Raw genomic sequence first — 19,531 nt, 5'->3', positions numbered from 1 at the left:
AATATCATTTCCTAGTCAATAAAAGAAGTGGGCCCTGCCGGACTTGAACCAGCGACCCGCTGATTATGAGTCAGCTGCTCTAACCAACTGAGCTAAGGGCCCGAAAGAAAATCACTGTAATCTGTTGAATATACGAAAATTACAGAATGGTCACAAGAAAAGAGTTTATTGGGTAAGTCTTCAACGAAAACTGGTCAACCTTGTCAAGGCTTGGAAAATTAGCGCTAACCTTGACAAGGTTACAAATTATAACTGTTGTTACGCAAAACCTGAAAAATTCTTCTTATCTCGTCCCTAAAGGGACTCTCAGCTTGGAAATCGTACTATGACTACAAATAGTACGCGCCTACGGCGCTTTTAAAAACAATGAACCGATTAGCTTGTTCCAGTGTCCCGGTAGGGACAAGATATTTGTAGAAGATTAAGTGAATCAGTTTTTAAATCCCATCAGGGATGAAATATTCTTTCATTAATAAAGGTGCACTAAACATCAGTTAATAACTGAAAATTCTTTTTCTTGCGTCCCTAATGGGACTCTCAATGTAGGAATTGTAATGTACTTCAAATATTACGCACCTATAGCGCTTTTAAAAACCATAAAAATCATGAACCGATTCGCTTGTTCCGTTGTCCCGGTAGGGACAAGATATTTGTAGAAGATCAAGCAAATCAAGTTTCAAGTCCCGTCAGGGACGAAATATTCTTTCATTAATAAAGATGTGCTTACATCAGTTATAATATCTTCTTTAAGAATGAACCGGTGTAAGAATGTGGAATCTTTGCAAGTTCTTCGGGCGAACCAAGCGCTACAACTTTACCGCCATTTTCACCTCCACCCGGCCCCATATCGATGATATAATCTGCACATTTTATCACATCCAGATTATGTTCTATCACGAGTAATGAATTTCCCGCATCCAGGAGAGCAGTAAAACATTTCAGTAATTTTGTTATGTCATCAAAATGAAGTCCGGTGGTCGGTTCATCAAAAATAAAGAGTGTATGTCCTTCTTTCTTGTCTACTAAATGAGTAGCAAGTTTGATCCGTTGTGCTTCTCCACCGGAGAGTGTCGTCGCTGCCTGGCCAAGACGAAGATAACCGAGTCCGACTTCATCTAGCACTTGAAGTTTTTGTGTTACCTTTTTTCCATCGGCATATTTGTTAAAAAAAGCGATAGCATCTTCAACTGTTAACGCAAGAATATCATCGACATTCTTGCCGTTCCATCGGACTTCTAACGCTTCTTTCTTATATCTTTTTCCATTGCATGATTCGCACGTGAGATATAAATCCGCCATGAATTGCATCTCTACTTTTTGTAAACCGTCCCCTTCGCATACATCGCACCGTCCGCCGGGTACATTAAACGAAAAAAATCCCGGCTGATAACCCCGCATCTTTGCTGCGGGGGTCTTTGAAAGCAATTCACGAATTCCGTCGAACACACCGATATATGTAACCGGATTTGAACGTGGAGAACGACCGATAGGTGATTGATCAACCAACTCAAGATGTTGAATCTTGTCCCATCCTTTGATCTCATGAACACCGCTTAACCGGCCGATATGACCATTCAACCGTTTTTTAATTCCTTCTCCAATAATATCATGCACAAGCGTACTTTTTCCTGAACCGCTAACTCCTGTGACACATACAAACATTTTCAACGGAATCTCAACATCAATATTTTGAAGATTGTGTTGAAATGCATTAAGAATTTGAATGGAATCATTAAAGCTGACAGTCTCCTTTGAGTTGACCGTCACCTTAGAGGTGACGGTCAACTTAGAGATCAGCTTTCGCCGTGTTTTGGGAACCGGTATCTCGAGTTTCCCAGAAAGATATTTTCCCGTTAATGATTTCTCATTCACAATCGCTTCATCATACGTCCCCTGGAACATGATTTCTCCGCCACGCTCGCCTGCTTTCGGACCGATATCGATAATCTGATCGGCAGCCCTCATCATGTCGGCATCATGCTCAACAACAAGAACGGTGTTTCCAACATCACGAAGTCGTTTAAGAATATTGATCAGCCGGTCATTATCAAGCGGATGAAGACCAATACTCGGTTCATCCAATACATAGATCGATCCGACAAGAGATGAACCGATAGAAGTTGCGAGATTGATCCTCTGCGACTCGCCGCCAGAGAGTGAATTTGATAAACGATCTAACGTTAAATACCCAACACCAACATCAACAAGATACCGAAGCCGTTTCCTGATTTCCTCAAGAATTCTTTTTCCTATACTAAGTTCAAAATCAGTCAGTTTAAGATTCACAAAGAACTCATCTGCTCGTTCAATATTCATAGCTGCAACTTCACCGATATGTTTGGTGTCGATCTTTACATTCAACGCTTCTTTACGCAGACGGCTTCCATGACATTCGTCGCATGTTGTGTAGCCGCGATATCTGCTGAGCAATACTCTATATTGAATCTTATATGCTTTTCTCTCCACCATCTTAAAGAATCCATTGATACCGTCAAATTCCTTACCGTATCCGTTCATCACAATATTCAATTGCTGTTCGGTCAGTTTTCTGAACGGAATATTCATCGGAACACCTGCGTCATATGCTATCCGCGAAAGGTCACGCAAATTTTCCTGGAACTTTGGAGTCGTCCATGGCATGACGGCACCTTCTTTCAAAGTCTTCTCATGATCAGGAACTACGAGGTCCATATCAATCCCCACGGAGCGGCCAAATCCCTGGCATTTTGGACATGCGCCGATTGGAGAATTGAATGCAAAGAGATGCGGCTCGGGTTCTTCGAAACGAATATTATCATCCGGACATTCAAAATGCTGACTGAATGGGATAAGCTCATGTGTTTCAAGATTCAAGATGGAAGCGTAGCCTTCTCCTTCCACAAATGCTGTTTGTATGGAATCTGCTAAACGATTTTGACTTTGGATCTCATTCTTTCGAAGAATATATCGATCGACAAGAACGAAGATATTTTTTTTATCATGAGAAGCTGCATGGACTTTTTTGACAGGAGCAATTGGTTTAAGCACCTGAAGATTTTTCTTCCCCGAACGTTTTGGAACAGATAACAATTCCTTTATTTTTTCAGCTTGACCAGCATCGTTCAGATCGATCATCTCACCTTTTATTACAATACGGAAAAATCCGCGTTTCTTGAGAGTCTCTAATTCTTCCGTTACGGATTTATCTTCATGATCGTGCATCGGAAACATTACATAGAATTTTTCACCTTCGTTTTGCTGACCAATTCTATCCACAACATTTTGGACGGAATCCTTCTTTATTTCCCTGCCACATTTCGGACAAATCGTTTTACCGACGCGAGCATAGAGCAGCCGCAGATAATCATAGATCTCCGTTGTCGTCGCGACAGTCGAGCGTGGATTGCGGGTATTGGTTCGTTGTTCAATAGAAATTGCAGGGGACATTCCTTGAATCACATCGACATCGGGCTTGTCCATCCTCTCCAAAAACTGGCGGGCATATGCTGAAAGAGACTCTACGTATCGCCGTTGTCCTTCCGCATAAATCGTATCGAATGCCAATGATGATTTTCCGGAACCGCTCACTCCAGTAATCACCACAAGTTTATTCCGAGGAATCTCAACGGAGATATTCTTCAGATTATGAACTCGCGCTCCCTTGATGATCAGAGGAGATTTTGTTGAGTTAAGCTGAGAAGATTTTTTAACAGTTTGAAGTTTATTTTTTGCCATGAAGATTTGTTAGTTTTGTTTTATCGTTTGTAAACCAAGGTGCTTTTCAAATGGTATAAAATCGTTATCATTATGCAAGAGCGTAAACTTCTGTTCCATGCAAAACGTTGCAATAACAACGTCAATTGTTTTGCGAATAGTAAATCCTTTTCTTCGGAGTGCTCGATAATTTTCCGCACTTTTCAGAGCAATTGCTTCACCGCAAATATCAAAACAGGGAAATAATTGCAGAATGGATTTAGCTTTATGATAATCTTTATCATTTCGAAAACCTTGCAATACTTCGGCAAGTATGTAATCTCCTATCACAACGATCTCAACACCCAAAATTTCGTCCAAGTGTCGAACCTGCCATGTATTGGTATTGTTGAAATAATCAATCAATACTGACGAATCAACAAAGATCACCGCGAGCTCCTCATTTCGTCAAGTTTTCCTTCCCATCGTATCTTACCACGCAATGTTTTCAGACGACTCTGCTTCTTAAGCTGGACAAGCAATTTTAGTGCTTCTTCAACCACCTCTTTTTTAGTAGAATGTCCGGAAGTTTTTAAAGCAGCAGACATCAATTTGTCATCGATGATAATATTGGTACGCATAATACTCCTAATGTGTATAAACTATCTTAAATATACACATCATCTTTATGAGTGTCAATTCAATGATTACGTTTCAAAGGAAAGAGGTCAAGGTATCACATTGCGTCAGACCCTTCGCTGCGCTCAGGGTAACAGACATTGTAACTCCAGTCATTCTGGCAAGGTGAATATTTCGTTGCTGAGTAGTAATAATAAAAAGAATATGAATCCTCGACCATAAAGATCGAGGATTCAGGATTAAAAAAGAAAAAAAAATCACTTATTGAGTTTAAAATTTGCGAGTTTAATAATGGCATCATCGCTCCACTCTTTGGGCTGCCATGAGCGAACATAAATTTGCGGTTGGTCTTGCAGGAAATCGACCAATAAAAATAAATGTCCCTCGTCAGCATACGATGTGGCAGTATATTGCTGCTTCATGCTGATACCGTACGTGCCGGGCATATTATTCTTCTTGTTGATCTTGAAGGTGGAATATCCGAGAAAAATATCTTTCTGATTTTGAAATGCTTTTTTCTGATTGGCTAAATATTGTTTTTTGGTGTACTGCACATACTGAATATCCGGCTGACTTTCCGTCACTTTTGCATATTGATAATTATCTGACTTTTTCCCCTTTTTCAATTCTCGGCCAACAATAATCACTGCTTCTTCTGCAAACATTGAATCAAGCATCGGCATATTTCGAGTGAGAAAAGCGGAGCGATATTTTTCAACAAATTTTACGATTGTTTGACGATTTCCCCAATCATTTCCGTACGTTCCTTGTTCGGCAAACTGCTCATATAATTGTTCCACAGTACCAAAGTTGACGTCATAAAAATTTCCATTTTCATCAAAGTCCAAGATCAAATACTCCGTCGCCTGTCGATTCAGCGATGGATAATATGTCAATACGCGAATTTTGCGCACTTCCCATCCATTTGCCGTTTTGTTTACATCGGCTTTGATCATTTGATCAATCGGAGTCGGATTATTGTATTTCACAAGATTAGAAAGTTTTTCTGCCAAGAATGAATCGCTGGCATATTCTCTCTTCATGAGATCAGGACTTTTCTTTTCCAATCGATCCATAAACTTTAACATGTTCAGTTCGATCTCTTTGAGTTTTGGAGATTTGTCCTTGTCAGTCAATTCAAAACTGTACTTTTCATCGCTTTTCTTTACGGTGATCGGTGTGACTGGAGCAGGCAACGTTTCCTGCGTCTGTTTAGCAACGGAAAGTGTAATATTTTGCGAATTTTTAAATGTCGGCTTCACAACAACACCCCAAAGCTCGGAGACTTCTTTGATCTCTTCACGCGATTCATAATACATATACTTGATTGCCAGGTCGATCTTCTCGAAGGAAGCGCTCGCACCAATCAATCGGAAAATCCCGACACCGTCAACTGCTGAAACATTTACTTGCGAAACTCCATCCCAACATGAAAAATCGAGCTTTCTGATTGGTTTCCCGAATGTATAGATCTCGAATTGTAGTTCGCGCTCTTTCTCTGATATTTTTTTATCTGAAATCAGCTTGAATTTGGTACTATTGATGAGGGAATTGATTCGTATCGGAACTTCGATTAACAGATTCTTTGTCTGATATTCCACAGTTTTATCGGGAATAGAATTCATGAGAATGGTTGAGAAGAAATAGTATTTTAATGCATTCGCTACATCCAAATCCTCTTCAAGTTCCAATGCTTTTTCGAAAATGTCTCTCACGAGCTTCTTACGCTCTTCAAACATCTTCAACACTTCACTTTTCTCCATATAGGCAAAGACTTCAATTCCGCCACTGACCGACTGTTTCAAGAACTTCACATCTTTTAACGTCGCATTAGAATAGGAGTTGACGACATCCTCGTAGGCGTCTTGAATTTTACCATTCTTTTCCGTTACAACTCTGGTCATTTGACTGGAAATATTCACCGCAATACTTTGAACAAGATTCTTTAATGCGTGGTCACTTGCTTCTTGTTCTTGCTCTGCTGTCGATTCACCATAATAATACGCGTTTGAACTTTTGATCTTTTCCCTGGTAATCGGCTGCGCGTACATGTTCAGTACAAACAAACAAAGTAGAAATAGGAGCTTCATCTTCTTCATACAATCCCTATAAAAAGTCATGTAAACTCAATGTTGAAAGAAACCGTTTCCGAATAATACTAATGTAACTGATGTTACGCACTTCTTTATTAATGAAAATATATTTCGTCCCTGACGGGACTTGAAAATTGATTCGCTTGATCTTCTACAAATATCTTGTCCCTACTGGGACAACAGAGCATACAAATTAGTTCATGCTTTATTGGTTTTAAAAGCGCCGTAGGTGCGTAATATTTGAATAGAATACGATTTCCAAATTGAGAGTCCCTTTTGGGGACGAGATAAGAAGAATTTTCAGTTTTGCGTAACATCAGTAATGTAAATAATCAATCAAACGTAGTTTTGCCGAGATAAAAAAATATTCTGCAAAGTCGGGGAGGAGAATGGATAAAAAGGCATCTAATTATACAATTTTTTTCAATGATAACAAAGATTTTCGAAATACTCCCCCAAGAGCGGGCAACTCCATTGCAATACTTCGGCATTTTTCGTATTTTTGTTCAGACTTGGCAAGCAAAGTGCGCTTCCAAGTCTAATTTTTTTCTTATGGCCAAAAAAAACCTCAAAGGACTAACACTGGAATCATTGGAACAGTTCATCGTTTCCATCGGCGAACCGAAGTATCGAGCAGCACAGATCTATCAATGGCTCTATAAATACCGTGTTACCACCTTTGATGAAATGACTAATCTCTCGGTTCCGCTCAGACAAAAGCTGAATGAAACCGCATCCATCGAACAATTTTCCGTTGCAACCTTTCAAACATCCAAAGTAGACGGAACGGTCAAGTTCTTATATGAGCTTTCCGACGGTAAAAAAATTGAAACAGTTCTTATTCCCCCTCGGCCGACAGCGGTCGATGCAGAAGAACGAATGACCCTGTGTATTTCTACACAAATTGGGTGCGCGTTGGACTGCACTTTTTGTGCTACCGCAAGCATGGGATTCCTACGGAACCTGACGACCGGCGAAATTCTCAATCAATATATCACCGCCCAAACATTTGCAGAAAAACCGATCACTAATATCGTTTTTATGGGAATGGGGGAACCGATGTTGAACTACGACAATGTCATGTCCGCAGTTGATATCATCACAGATCAGAATGGAATCGGATTAAGTCCAAAACGGATTACCCTTTCCACCGCAGGATATGCGAACCATATTCGAAAAATGGCAGATGAAGACCGAAAGATTAAATTAGCGTTGTCGTTACATTCGCTCCGAGATAATGTTCGAAAAGAATTAATGCCCATCACGAAAAAATTCGATGTGGAACAACTTATTTCTGCATTGGAATATTACAATCGTAAAACAAAAAAGAGCGTTATGCTGGAGTATATTGTGTTTGATGGCATAAACGATACAGATGAAGATGTTCAATTGCTTGTAAAAGCAGCACGCAGACTCGATTGCCGAATCAACTTAATCCCCTTCCATTCCATTGAATTTACTAATCCTCAAGGAACCTCTGCAAAACTGGTCGGTGCTTCTAAAGAGGGATTGGAACGGTTTTGGCAAAAACTTCGATCTCACGATGTGATCACATTCATCCGACATAGTGCGGGAGTCGATATCGATGCAGCATGCGGTCAACTAGCTGTGAAGGAAGAGCAAGCCATAATGAACCACTAAGTCACGAAAACACGAAATAAAAAAAATGATGCCACATTTTGAACCAATCGATAATGAAACCGAAAAAATAATTACTGCTGTTATTGATTGCGCTTTTAAGGTATATGTCACTCTTGGTCCAGGTTTATTAGAATCAGTTTATGAAGCGTGCATGAGCCATGAACTCAATAAGCGTAGAATTGCACATGAAAGACAGTTTAAAGTCCCGATCGTTTATGATGGAATTCCGTTATCCGAAGGATAGCGTATAGATCTTCTTATTGATAAAAAAATTGTTGTAGAATTAAAAGCAGTTGAAGAAATGCAGCCGATCTTTCAAAGTCAACTGATTACATATCTTAAATTAACAAAAAACAGAATCGGCCTATTAATTAATTTCAATGTTGTTAATTTCCGAAGCGCTGTAAAACGCATTATTCTGTAACTTTTGTGTTTTCGTGCTTTTGTGGTTAAAAACTCTAACTTATGTATACAATATTATTTGGCCCCCCCGGTGTTGGAAAAGGAACTCAAGCAAAAATTTTATCTGAGAAATTTCATATCCCGCATATTTCGACCGGTGATTTACTGCGCACAGAAATCAAAAATAAAACTGATCTTGGCTTGAAAGCGAAAGTGTTGATGGATGCCGGTAATCTTGTGCCGGATGATGTGATGATCGGAATGATTCGAAACATTCTTACCTCACCAAACTGCAAAAACGGTATCATTCTTGATGGATTCCCCCGCACGGTTGAACAGGCAAAAGCATTAAAAAATATATTTCAGGAGCTTTCCATAAAGCTGCGTAAAGTGCTGTATATAGAAGTCACTGAAGAACATATTATGGAGCGGCTGGTACATCGGGGAGAAGTGGAACATCGTGTTGATGATAGTCCGGAGACAGTTATTAAACGCATTGCCGTTTACAAAGCGAACACTGCGCCGGTAAAAGATTATTATTCAAAACTAGGAATGCTTTCTTCTATCAACGGCGAAGGGTCAGTAGAAGAAGTCAGCAAACTAATGCTTGCCGAACTCGGAGAAAAATAATTTCTTTTTAACTGCTCCCATTTGTTTTCTTTCCTCCGATGGAGGAAACGATGCGCACTCGTCAGCATTATTGTTTCGTGTGAATCAGGTGAAGGAATATTAACCAATCAATGCCACATAAAACACCAATTATCATTGCACACCGCGGTTTTTCGGACGAAGCGCCGGAAAACTCGATGGCTGCATTCCATAAAGCAGTTGAAGCAAAATGCGACATGATCGAACTGGATGTTCGTCTCTCGGCAGACAATGTTCCGATGGTTTTTCATGACCGAAGACTGCCGCGCACATCGGATGGCAGCGGAGCCATCAACCAAAAACATTCGCGCCAATTAATAGAAATTGATAATGGATCATGGTTCTCCCCAAAGTTCAACCGCGAGCGAATCCCACTATTGAAAGATATCTTCCCTATCCTTAAAAAAGACCTGCGGTTGAATATTGAGATAAAACCGGATGTTGTCAGCACGAATGACATATCCGCCGTGGAACTTGTCGTTAACGAAGCTGAACAATCGAAAGTCCTCTCGAAAGTCCTTTTCACCTCTTTCAACCACCAGATGATTAAAGAGATCAGTGAAATTGACGAATCAATTACCACTGGCGTTATTTATAATCCCATCACTCATTTTCGAAAATCGCCGTCCACTCTGGTAAAGAATTCCAAAGCAAAAATCTTTGTCTGCAGCAAATTCCAGATCAATACTGATGTGGTTGCAGATACGCACGAGGCAGGTTATATTTTATATGTCTATGGAGTAAAAACCGGACGAGATGTTCAACGGCTGCTCGATTTGCATGTGGACGGAATCATTTGCAATAACCCGCGGTTCGTCCGAGAGACAATCGATCTACTCTCAAAATAATGTCTCCACACCTTTGTGGAATCATCGATGCATTGAACCTTTAAACCAATGAAGATATTTCCTTTTTTCGTTCTTTTTACCTCAATCGCGTTTGCTCAAGATACCATTTCGTATCAATGGCCGGTAACTCCGTTCAACACGTCCCAAAGCATCACTGGAACATTTTGTGAATTTCGGAACACACTCTCCAGCAATCACTTCCATAACGGGACTGATATTCCTAAAGCTGACGGATCTGCTGTCTATCCGGTTCTGGACGGCCAAGTAACAACAATCTCTCCATCAAGTGTTTCCGGAACAAGTGCATATGTACGAGTCACAGGAACAGTGAATGGCGTTAGTAAGAATATGGCATATGTCCATATCGAACCTAATCCTGCTTTAGTCCTTGGACAATCTGTTACAAAAGGAGTAACAATTCTTGGAAACATTTTGACGGGTCAAGGGCATACACATCTGATCGATGGTGCTTTCAATGCTGAAACGAACGCCTTGAGAAAAACCGGTGGACTTGAACCATATATCGATACATGGAAACCGAAAGTGCTTTCGGTAAAATTTTATCAGGATAATTCTACTGTGCAATTTTCCACTAATAAAGTGTTTGGATTGTTTGATATCGTAGCGCAGATGGTTGAAGTGAATGCAAATGCATCTCCCAATTCAGGGTCAACGTCCAACAATGGAATCTACCACACGGGATACAAGATTTATTCGGCCAATAAATCAACAGTGGTGTATACTCCTCCATCAAATGGTGTTCGTTACAAGTTTGATTGGAAACCGAACGATGCCAATTCAAATATCGTCTATACACTCACATCATCAACTTCTGAACACATTTATTACTTAACGAATGGAACAGGAAATATTGGCACTTCAAAACTGCAAAGTGTCGGGAACAATTCATTTAATTCCACTTTGCTCCCGGCCGGACAATATCAAGCAATGGTCTACGCTCAGGATACGCACGGCAATGCGGATACAGTCTTTGTTCCGTTCGAGATATCGTCCCAGGATGTTATTGCTCCAGCAAATCCCATTTTAAAATCTGTCTTGAACGATTCAACAAACAGACTTACCGTGTCGTGGTATGCTAATAGTGAACCAGATCTTAAAGGGTATCGGTTGTATTCTTCTTTAAATGGAACAACATGGAATTTGCAGAAAGATGAAACGGTATTGAATCGTACTGCGACAAAATATTCATTCACCGGAATTTCATCCTCATCACAGGTTTACTTTCGATTAACTGCAGTTGATTCTGCGGCGATCATCAACGAAAGCGGAACGAGTGATATGTATGGTATTCGACCAAATCTGCCGGGACAAAAAATTCTTGTTATTGATGCGTTCGACAGAACCGGAGGGAGTTATAAAAAGCTTTCTCATCAGTTCGCCATGACGGCGGGACAATCCATCAATGCCGGATATGAATCTGCACATAATAGTGCAGTCGTCAACGGTTCAGTTTCCCTTTCCAATTACAGTGCTGTTGTTTGGCTATTTGGCGATGAAAGCTCTACCGATGAAACTTTTGGATCTAACGAACAGGCGAAAGCAACCGCATATCTTAAAGCAGGTGGGAAAATGTTTGTAAGTGGATCAGAAGTGGCATATGACCTTGATCGCTCATCAGGTCCAACGCAGTTAGATCGTGATTTTTTGAATAATTATTTAAAAACAGATTATGCCGGTGATGCATCTTCTAGTTATGTCATCAATGGTACTGCGTCGGGATTTTTGAATGGAGTTACTTTTGCCTATGGCGATACTACTCAAGGATCTCCCTATGTTGAAGATTATCCTGATTATGTTAATGCTTTCGGAGGAAGCACCGTTAACGCACAGTATGCAAATGCGTTAGGCGCAGTAACTGTATTTAGCGGAATGTTTTCGGGGGGAAGTTCGCCTGGCGCAGTTGTTTTGCTCTCCATTCCATTTGAAACGATCCATACAAAAACAAACCGCGATATTGTTATGACGAAAGTGCTAAACTACCTCGGTATCACAACATCGGTTACTGAACAATACAGCGATGCAATTCCTTTACAGTTCGACATTCAGCAAAATTACCCTAATCCGTTTAATCCCTCAACGACATTTCAATTTTCGATTCCCAAATCCGGAGAAGTGTCTTTGAAAATTTACGATGTATTAGGAAAAGAAATTACAACACTTGTTAACAGCGTGTTTTCACCTGGAACATATACTGTTCAGTGGAATGCTTCACTGTACTCTTCCGGTGTGTATTTCTATCGTCTGCAGTCAGGAATTTTTTCCGAAACAAAAAAACTTGTGTTAACTAAATAGGCAAGGAATATGAAGAACTGTTTACTGTTACTGATCGTCATAGCCTCAATTTCTTTCTCTCAATTTTCTTTGACAATAGACCGAATTGGTAATGCAAAACGTGCAGGAGAAGAGAATACATTCCGCGCGACATTACTCAATGATGGAAAAATTATTCGTACCATTGAGCGAAAAATTCCGTTTGATGTCCCTTTCCCGTCCTCCTCTATCAATGAATCCACCGGAATCTGGGTCCTGACGTATGCTTTTGATGGATTTGTGGAAGTCTATAATGCACAAGGGATAAAAATGTGGGAACAAAATTTTTTCAAGGAGATGGGACCAAATTATGAGCGGACGATCACTGTTGCTCTGGGAAAAACTTCAATTGCATTTTTAACTTCGGATGTGACATTATCGAATGCAATGGTGCATCAGTTCACAACTGATGGTGCAAAAACATCAGAGACCTCATTACCATATTCCTTGGGATATGAAATTGCAATGGCCCACGATGAAAAAACAATTGTCGCAGGAAGCTATGTTGTCGCAAATGGAATCGTTCAACACTCAACAAGGATCATCGAAACAAAAGGAAATATTGAAGGAAATGTCAACATTCTTTTCCGCAAAGCGGCATTTTCTGAGGACAACAAATTCATTGTCCTTACGTCAGATCGAGAAGTTGTTATTGTTTCAAGAGATTCACAAAAAGAAGTAAGCAGAACAAGCACGAAGACCGATGGAATCATTACAGATGTTATTTGGAACGAAGAAAATGTGATCATTCAAGAATCGACGGTGCACGTGAATCCGGAAACCGCATTTTATTATTCAAATCCCACATTCATACACTATTCAAAAAAATTAAAGGAACTTCAACATCAATCCATTGAAGTTCCTTCATTCAAAATTTCAACGCTGCGCAAAAATGGAAATTCTGTCCAGTTCCGATACAATCAAAAATCGATTCCCATTTTATTGAAACAATAATTTTAATTTCTCTTCGATTGAATTCGTTTGAATTCACGTTCGACCATCTTTTGAACAAACGCTTTTATCCTTTTATCCTCATTTTTTACAGAGGGGGACAATCCTGGATCTTCCAACAACATCGGAACATCAAAGAGGCCATTCGTTACACTCGCATTGTTTCCCGGGATGATAACATCATTTCGGAACAAGACGCCGCTTCCGTTAAATGTCCCAGTCGCATGTTGAGTAGTTAAGGTATTGAAGGTGAGTGATCCCGAGGTTAATCTATACATATCCCCCGTTTCTGTTGTAATATCACCGTTGAAAATAAACATAACGATAGCAGTATCGATTTGAAAAATATTGGTATCAATTGCTAATGTTCCGGCGGAAAGATCCTTCTTTAAAAATCCAAACGTCACTGCATCAAACAACGTCCCGCTTTTCTTTTTATATCCTGTTATCGTACAAAGATTTCCACTAGAACCTAGCAAATAGATCATGCCACCTGCACCTTCGTCGCTTGCCGGTAGATTATTCACGATAGAATAAATTCCATTCGCTGAAAAATTTCCGATATTGGAGGAGAACGTGATTTGCCCTGCAGTAGTGAATTTTGGTTCAGCAATAACTTCAATAGGAACCGTAACTTTATTCGTTGGATTTGAATCATCCCGAATAGTGACACTTGTTGTCCCCTCTGCAACCCCTCGAACGGTCATAAAATAATTGTCGAATGTTACAGCAGCGATAGAGGGATTTGCGTTCAATTCGATGACATATGGCTTTTTACCCCCTAGAATAGAAACGTAACTTGTTCGGTTTACTTTCACCTTCACGTTAGATGGAGACGCTGCAAATGTTACAACGGTGATTCCAATTTCTACCTCCGCTGTTTTCGCGCTATCCTGAATCACAATTTTCGTTGTCCCCAATTTCATTCCTTGAATATTGACATACATTGCAAATGATGCTGTTCCCGGATTTGTGGGATAGAGAAACAACTGCACAATACTTGAATCGGTAATCGATTTGACTCGATAGGTTCCTTTTCCACCCGTCACCTTAACAGACGTACTATAATTCTGTGCGACAAAGACCGGATTTTCAGAAGCAGTTAATAATTGTCCTTGTGATGACGACGGAGAAGTGGATAGCTCGTTGCAGGAAAGCGAAAATAATGCGGCGGAAACAATCGCGATTACCGTGAATATTTTAACCATAAATTACCTTTCAGTATTTTTGAAATTGTTTGTCAATTATTTTTTTCGATAACAACAAATGCAACAACCGTTGCATCGGAGTGCGACATGGATAAGAAAACGGAATATCCCTGAAGCGCATCGGCAGTTTTTCCATACAAAACAAAATCCGGTTTTCCGGTCTTATCGTTCTTCACCTCAATATTTTTCCATTCAAATTCACCGCTCCATCCAGTGGAAACCGCTTTGCTGAATGCTTCTTTCGCAGCAAAGCGAGCCGCAAAATGTTGCGAAGGAAATTGTTTGGATGTACAATAATGAATTTCGTTTTCTGTAAAGAGTTTGTTGAGGAATGCATCCTGATATTGAGCAATGGATTGTTCAATGCGGGATATTTCGATGATATCGACCCCAATGCCTCTGATCATCGGCGTGTATTTTCATTGTTGATGATTTCGACCAATTCGGCAATGTCGTTCACTTCATAATCGGCATTTGTTTCTATAGTACCGAACGTATCACCATAGCGGGCAAAAACGGTTTTCATTCCGACCTTGCTGGCCCCCACCATATCTCGCTCGGCCCAATCGCCGATCATCAATGATTCATTCGGAGCAACTTGAAGAAGAGAGAGAATTTTTTCAAACGGTGCAGGGTCCGGTTTCCGTTTACCGGTATCTTCGAACGTAACGATATGATCGAAGGTATGATGAAGATTTAAATAGGTTAACCGCAGCCATGCTTCTTTTGGCGGAGCATCCGACACAACACCGAGTTTTAATCCCATTTTCAAAAGATTAATCAGTGTAGTATAGACATGCGGATAGGGAAACAACGCCGCTTCACGTGCTTGTCGATACGCAATTACTCCAGCAGAAAGTATCTTGTAATTTACTTTTTGAAATTCATCGTACAACAGTTGATCGAATACATTCTGAAACTCCATCCCCTTTTCCAGATAGATCGTATCAATACGCTGCTGAATCTCATCACGCGTTAATTTCAATCCTGCATCAATCATCGCATTGATCGCCGCCCCGATTGCCTGGCGCTTCATTGCCATAAAATCAACAAGCGTATTATCAAGATCAAAAACGACAGCTTTAATCATAGTAAATGGTTTAACGTGTTGAAATTGAGCTGGATTTATGCACTTTTTGTGTGGGAACTTTTATGATACAGAAGCATTTCAACGGCAAGCGAATATCCGTTCGATCCGAAGCCGGACAATTGCGCCACACATACCGGAGCAGTAACCGAATGTCGGCGGAATTCTTCACGCAAATGAATATTGGAAATATGAACTTCAACGGTTGGAATCGTCAACATTGAAATTGCGTCCCGTATGGCATACGAATAGTGTGTAAATGCTCCGCCGTTAATGACGATACCATGAAAATCTTTCCCAACCGTCGATTGAAGCGCATCGATGATTGCACCTTCATGATTGGATTGAAAGAATGTCAAGTGTGCTTCGGGATATCTTCCAATGAGTTCGTGTTCAATATCCGCCAGCGTTTGCGAACCGTAGATATTCGGTTCGCGTGTGCCGAGAAGGTTTAAATTGGGGCCGTTGATAATAAGGATATTCATTCGATTATTCTGTTGGCATTACTTTTTTTACCGAGCTCTGACTATTTCGTCCTCAATGAACATCCGGACATTCGGTTTCACAAAAAGATTATCAATTCCCATTTCTCCCAGAGCCAACGCTATTACAACGGCTTTTCGAGAAGGATGGAGTTTTTTATTTACAACAATAATTTGCTGGTCTTTTAAAATACAATATCCGCCATCAAAATCCCCTTTTTCATAGCGGATCTTCAACCCCATCTCTCCGGCGAGTAATTCAAGTTCCGGTAAATAATCTTCACTATTCATGCTTCTAATTTCTGTAATGGCTTAAAGATAATAATAATCGGTATTGTATAGTAGCATAATTGCGCGATGAATGGAAGTCCGGCAAGAGCTGTGAGACGGGCAACCAATGCTTTGCGAAATTCTTCTCGTGGCCAATCACCCCAATAGTTCAACCCGACAATCTTCCAATCAAGCCAGTAACAATATAACTCAATGGGAATAAACATAAACAACAACAGAGCGCTCATCAATAACCAACCGTGCTCTTTGATTGTTCGACGCGATGTGACGGCATATCCGATTGCCGAAAGTATCACGATCGGATAGCTTAACAATATGGTGACGGAATATTCTGCCATTGCACGATAGGCGGCTCTTTCAACGACCGGATCGAGATTTTCTTCAAATTCGATCGTCGCAAATTTCAGCAAGCGACCAGCTTCATAGTTTTTCATCGATGAAGCGTACATCCAAACGACTGCACTAATGGTAAAGAGAATAATAAAGAATTTCGCAGCTGGTTTTTCCATGACTTGATAATACGAAGAATTTTAGGCGAGATCAATAAACAGATTTTCAAACTATTGCTACCGGACCAACACTTTTCTGATACGTTGTTTCGGAATGATGTTCCCTTTCCCGTTGATGATTGTTGCCAAGCTGAGATGCTCTGCTCTGATTTCAATCACCTGTACCTCTCCGACCTTTTCATCACGTGATCCCAATACATCTCCGGTGTGAGGATCAGTGACTTCCTGTCCTCCGGTAAAGACCGGTAATACATCGCCGATCTTAATTCCATCCTGCGATCCGAGATTCAAAAACACTTCATCTCCGTCAACAATCACCACTTCACCATTGATCAATTGCCGTGTCAATGTCATGGAAGAATCAGTCGAGGTAGAGTCGATGATGACGGATGAAGAAAGGACGACATTTTTACTCACCAGCGATGGAATTGCACGTTCCAATTTCGAACTGAGCTCATCCGCACATTTCAACAATGCTTCGCCTAAGATAGTTTTATTAAATGTTGCGGAACCAAATGCTACATCGTCGAGAGAAAAATACTGGTTTGTCCGATCCGTTTGTTTGCCAAACAGCGTTATTCCTAATCCGCGATTTTTCACGATCCCTTCGGCTTCGCCTTCATATACAACTGCATCCCGAGAGGAATTAAATCGAGTCGCATCATACAACGTAAATTTCAGAACAACTTCCGCTGAAAATGCTTCATATCCCGCTAACTGAACTTCGGACACCATAAATCGGCCAATCGAAAATTCTACAATCTCCGCTGAGACAATGTATCGAGTATGGAAATGTTCAGCGATCTTCCTGATGCTTGCAACTGTGTTGAATGCTATCCTATCGATCTTATGATCTTTGGCAAATTGTTTTACCGAAACCGGCGATACTACACCAACGCGAAATCGTTCTTTTTGATAGAGTGCAATAAATCGCGGAACATCCACAGCAATATTCCATTTTCCATTAAACCCTGAATGGTCTGTGAATGGTACTACAATCAACAGCGAATCAGAATTGAAAAACGTCGGATCCGGCTGAGCGGATAGTATCTGCGCAGCAATAGTCCAAGATATTCCTAATAATCTTAGCACGCGTTTATTCATACAACAAATATTTCTTCCGGACTTTCATAAATACGACAACATTGTTTTGCCACGATTCAATAATAGAAGACGCAGAATTTCCATCAATCAATCGTTTCCTCACATCATCCGTCCCGACAACTTTATCGAACATTGTAATACGGTTCGCATCTGCAAGTGTAAATGGACTTTGATCGGGATATAAAGCAATAAGCGTTTCTATGACATGAATTTGAATATTCGTCAAATTAATTTTTGATTTATCAAGAATATGAATCTGAACTCCGGAGAGTTGTTTTCCCATCTGTTTCCCGTAATATGGTTTATAACTCATTGGGCGAAACTGAACGCCTGCAAGTTTTTTTGCGTTTAATACATCCGCAAGCAATGCACCATTGATCCATTCCTGTCCCACTAATTGAAACGGCATCGTATATCCCACACCGATGTTGATCGTCTCCAATTCGCCCAGAATTCCGATGGCAGAATAATACAATGCAGTTTCAGCATTTGGAATGTGCGGCGAGGTAGGAACCCACGGAAGTTTCGTATTCTCCCAATGCATCCAGCGTTTCCAATGTTCCATACGAACAACAATAAGCTTGCAACGTATTCCTCCTTCGAGCCATCCTTCGTTGTTCAGCATTTCAGCAAATTCGCCACATGTCATCCCATAGACATACGGAATCGGATATTGACCGACAAATGATTTGAATTTCAGATCAAGAATATTTCCTTCCACTCTATTTCCGTTTAAAGGATTTGGACGATCCAATACAACAACCTCAATATTATTTTCTGCAGCCGCCTCCATCACATACGCCAGCGTATTGATAAAGGTGTATGACCGGGAACCGATATCTTGAATATCGTATACTAAAACATCAATTCCCTTCAACATTTCTTTTGTTGGCTTCCGTGTTTTGCCATACAATGAATAGACCGGAAGTCCCGTTGCGGAATCAACAAATGTCTCTATCTTTCCACCGGCTGTGACATCACCACGTACGCCATGTTCTGGTCCAAACAAGGCGACAAGTTGAACATTTTTTGCTTTTGCAAGCACATCAACGGTGGAAACAAATTGAGAAGTTATACCTGTCGGATTGGTTACGAGACCAACGCGCTTCCCTTGCAAGATCCTAAAATTTGATTCCGAAAGAACTTCAATTCCGGTTTTGACTTGCGCAAACGAGAGAGAGGAAACAAAAATTGAAAAGATTAAAAGGAAAAGAATTTTTTTCATAGAACATCCAAAGTTATGACACAAGGTAGGGAAAAATGAAACGGAGAGAAAGGGGAAAAAGAGTTCCAAAACCTCGTTTTTCTTCTCGTACAGGGGAAAGAATAACGAAATCACAAAGGACAATAACATGTGTGGAAATAATTACTGCGTTTGTTCAACGCTGAATGTACCGCTGATTGTTACTTGACGAGGGTAGGTGAGACTTCCGACATAAAACGTGATTGATTCTCTGTCTCCCCCGCCGATCTGATATGACTGCCACGTCTCAACGACCTTGCCTGCAGAATAGAGTTTTACCGTATAGTTTTTTGTGCCGACTTGAGAATGAGCGGTGGTAAAAATAACTACCGCAAAAGCGATTGAACAGACAAGTGCTACCAGGATAAGTTTCCGTTTCATT

The 19,531-nt window shown here is 40.5% G+C and carries 18 protein-coding genes, 1 tRNA gene and 1 pseudogene; 6 read left to right on the top strand and 14 right to left on the bottom strand.

Annotation, left to right across the window (positions count from 1 at the left end; all coding sequences use genetic code 11):
* Positions 1-28: 28 nt before the first annotated feature.
* The 5 genes from WDA22_01115 to WDA22_01095 form a co-directional block, all read right to left on the bottom strand.
* Positions 29-102, bottom strand: a tRNA-Ile gene (locus tag WDA22_01115).
* Positions 103-732: 630 nt separating this feature from the next.
* Complete coding sequence (gene uvrA, locus WDA22_01110) at positions 733-3,714, bottom strand: excinuclease ABC subunit UvrA (protein MFA5832050.1); 2,982 nt, start codon at positions 3,712-3,714, stop codon at positions 733-735.
* 9 nt (positions 3,715-3,723) lie between these two features.
* A complete protein-coding gene (locus WDA22_01105) occupies positions 3,724-4,122 on the bottom strand; it encodes a PIN domain nuclease (protein ID MFA5832049.1) in 399 nt (132 codons plus the stop codon).
* Positions 4,119-4,313: a type II toxin-antitoxin system VapB family antitoxin gene (locus WDA22_01100; protein MFA5832048.1), complete on the bottom strand. Its 195-nt coding sequence runs from the start codon at positions 4,311-4,313 to the stop codon at positions 4,119-4,121. Before WDA22_01100 ends, WDA22_01105 begins: the two co-directional genes overlap by 4 nt.
* 255 nt (positions 4,314-4,568) lie before the next feature.
* Positions 4,569-6,401, bottom strand: a complete 1,833-nt coding sequence (locus WDA22_01095; GenBank protein ID MFA5832047.1) for a hypothetical protein — start codon at positions 6,399-6,401, stop codon at positions 4,569-4,571.
* A gap of 555 nt (positions 6,402-6,956) precedes the next feature.
* Here WDA22_01095 and rlmN point away from each other — a divergent pair.
* The 6 genes and pseudogenes from rlmN (at position 6,957) to WDA22_01065 (ending at position 13,228) form a co-directional block, all read left to right on the top strand.
* Positions 6,957-8,045 carry a 23S rRNA (adenine(2503)-C(2))-methyltransferase RlmN gene (rlmN, locus tag WDA22_01090; GenBank protein MFA5832046.1) on the top strand — a complete coding sequence of 363 codons (1,089 nt, stop codon included), beginning with the start codon at positions 6,957-6,959 and terminating at the stop codon, positions 8,043-8,045.
* A 25-nt stretch (positions 8,046-8,070) separates the two neighbouring features.
* A pseudogene (locus tag WDA22_01085) lies at positions 8,071-8,469 on the top strand (GxxExxY protein).
* A gap of 41 nt (positions 8,470-8,510) precedes the next feature.
* Positions 8,511-9,077, top strand: a complete 567-nt coding sequence (locus tag WDA22_01080; protein ID MFA5832045.1) for an adenylate kinase — start codon at positions 8,511-8,513, stop codon at positions 9,075-9,077.
* Positions 9,078-9,187: 110 nt separating this feature from the next.
* Positions 9,188-9,943 carry a glycerophosphodiester phosphodiesterase family protein gene (locus tag WDA22_01075; GenBank protein MFA5832044.1) on the top strand — a complete coding sequence of 252 codons (756 nt, stop codon included), beginning with the start codon at positions 9,188-9,190 and terminating at the stop codon, positions 9,941-9,943.
* Positions 9,944-9,991: 48 nt separating this feature from the next.
* Positions 9,992-12,256: a T9SS type A sorting domain-containing protein gene (locus WDA22_01070; protein ID MFA5832043.1), complete on the top strand. Its 2,265-nt coding sequence runs from the start codon at positions 9,992-9,994 to the stop codon at positions 12,254-12,256.
* Positions 12,257-12,265: 9 nt separating this feature from the next.
* Positions 12,266-13,228: a hypothetical protein gene (locus WDA22_01065; protein ID MFA5832042.1), complete on the top strand. Its 963-nt coding sequence runs from the start codon at positions 12,266-12,268 to the stop codon at positions 13,226-13,228.
* 2 nt (positions 13,229-13,230) lie between these two features.
* Here the strand turns inward: WDA22_01065 and WDA22_01060 are convergent, their stop codons facing one another.
* The 9 genes from WDA22_01060 to WDA22_01020 all read right to left on the bottom strand — a co-directional run bounded on the left by WDA22_01060 (position 13,231) and on the right by WDA22_01020 (position 19,530).
* Positions 13,231-14,433 carry a hypothetical protein gene (locus tag WDA22_01060; protein ID MFA5832041.1) on the bottom strand — a complete coding sequence of 401 codons (1,203 nt, stop codon included), beginning with the start codon at positions 14,431-14,433 and terminating at the stop codon, positions 13,231-13,233.
* A gap of 32 nt (positions 14,434-14,465) precedes the next feature.
* Positions 14,466-14,840 carry a holo-ACP synthase gene (gene acpS, locus WDA22_01055; protein ID MFA5832040.1) on the bottom strand — a complete coding sequence of 125 codons (375 nt, stop codon included), beginning with the start codon at positions 14,838-14,840 and terminating at the stop codon, positions 14,466-14,468.
* Positions 14,837-15,523 (bottom strand): HAD-IA family hydrolase, encoded by a 687-nt coding sequence (locus WDA22_01050; protein MFA5832039.1) that lies wholly within the window; start codon positions 15,521-15,523, stop codon positions 14,837-14,839. The genes acpS and WDA22_01050 overlap by 4 nt, the downstream gene beginning before the upstream one ends.
* A gap of 35 nt (positions 15,524-15,558) precedes the next feature.
* Positions 15,559-16,005 (bottom strand): type II 3-dehydroquinate dehydratase, encoded by a 447-nt coding sequence (gene aroQ / locus WDA22_01045; GenBank protein ID MFA5832038.1) that lies wholly within the window; start codon positions 16,003-16,005, stop codon positions 15,559-15,561.
* A 27-nt stretch (positions 16,006-16,032) separates the two neighbouring features.
* Positions 16,033-16,293 carry a hypothetical protein gene (locus WDA22_01040; GenBank protein ID MFA5832037.1) on the bottom strand — a complete coding sequence of 87 codons (261 nt, stop codon included), beginning with the start codon at positions 16,291-16,293 and terminating at the stop codon, positions 16,033-16,035.
* The gene (locus WDA22_01035) at positions 16,290-16,802 is read right to left on the bottom strand and encodes a hypothetical protein (protein ID MFA5832036.1); all 513 of its coding nucleotides are present in this window, start codon (positions 16,800-16,802) and stop codon (positions 16,290-16,292) included. Before WDA22_01035 ends, WDA22_01040 begins: the two co-directional genes overlap by 4 nt.
* Positions 16,803-16,859: 57 nt before the next feature.
* The gene (locus WDA22_01030; GenBank protein MFA5832035.1) at positions 16,860-17,906 is read right to left on the bottom strand and encodes a hypothetical protein; all 1,047 of its coding nucleotides are present in this window, start codon (positions 17,904-17,906) and stop codon (positions 16,860-16,862) included.
* The gene (locus WDA22_01025; protein MFA5832034.1) at positions 17,899-19,131 is read right to left on the bottom strand and encodes a DUF1343 domain-containing protein; all 1,233 of its coding nucleotides are present in this window, start codon (positions 19,129-19,131) and stop codon (positions 17,899-17,901) included. The genes WDA22_01030 and WDA22_01025 overlap by 8 nt, the downstream gene beginning before the upstream one ends.
* Before the next feature lie 141 nt (positions 19,132-19,272).
* The gene (locus WDA22_01020) at positions 19,273-19,530 is read right to left on the bottom strand and encodes a hypothetical protein (protein MFA5832033.1); all 258 of its coding nucleotides are present in this window, start codon (positions 19,528-19,530) and stop codon (positions 19,273-19,275) included.
* Position 19,531 lies beyond the last annotated feature (1 nt).

The sequence above is a fragment of the Bacteroidota bacterium genome, assembly GCA_041658205.1.
Lineage (GTDB): Bacteria > Bacteroidota > Ignavibacteria > UBA10030 > UBA8401 > UBA8401.
Note: the sequence above shows the minus strand (reverse complement) of the source record. Positions and strands in the feature narration are given on the sequence as shown.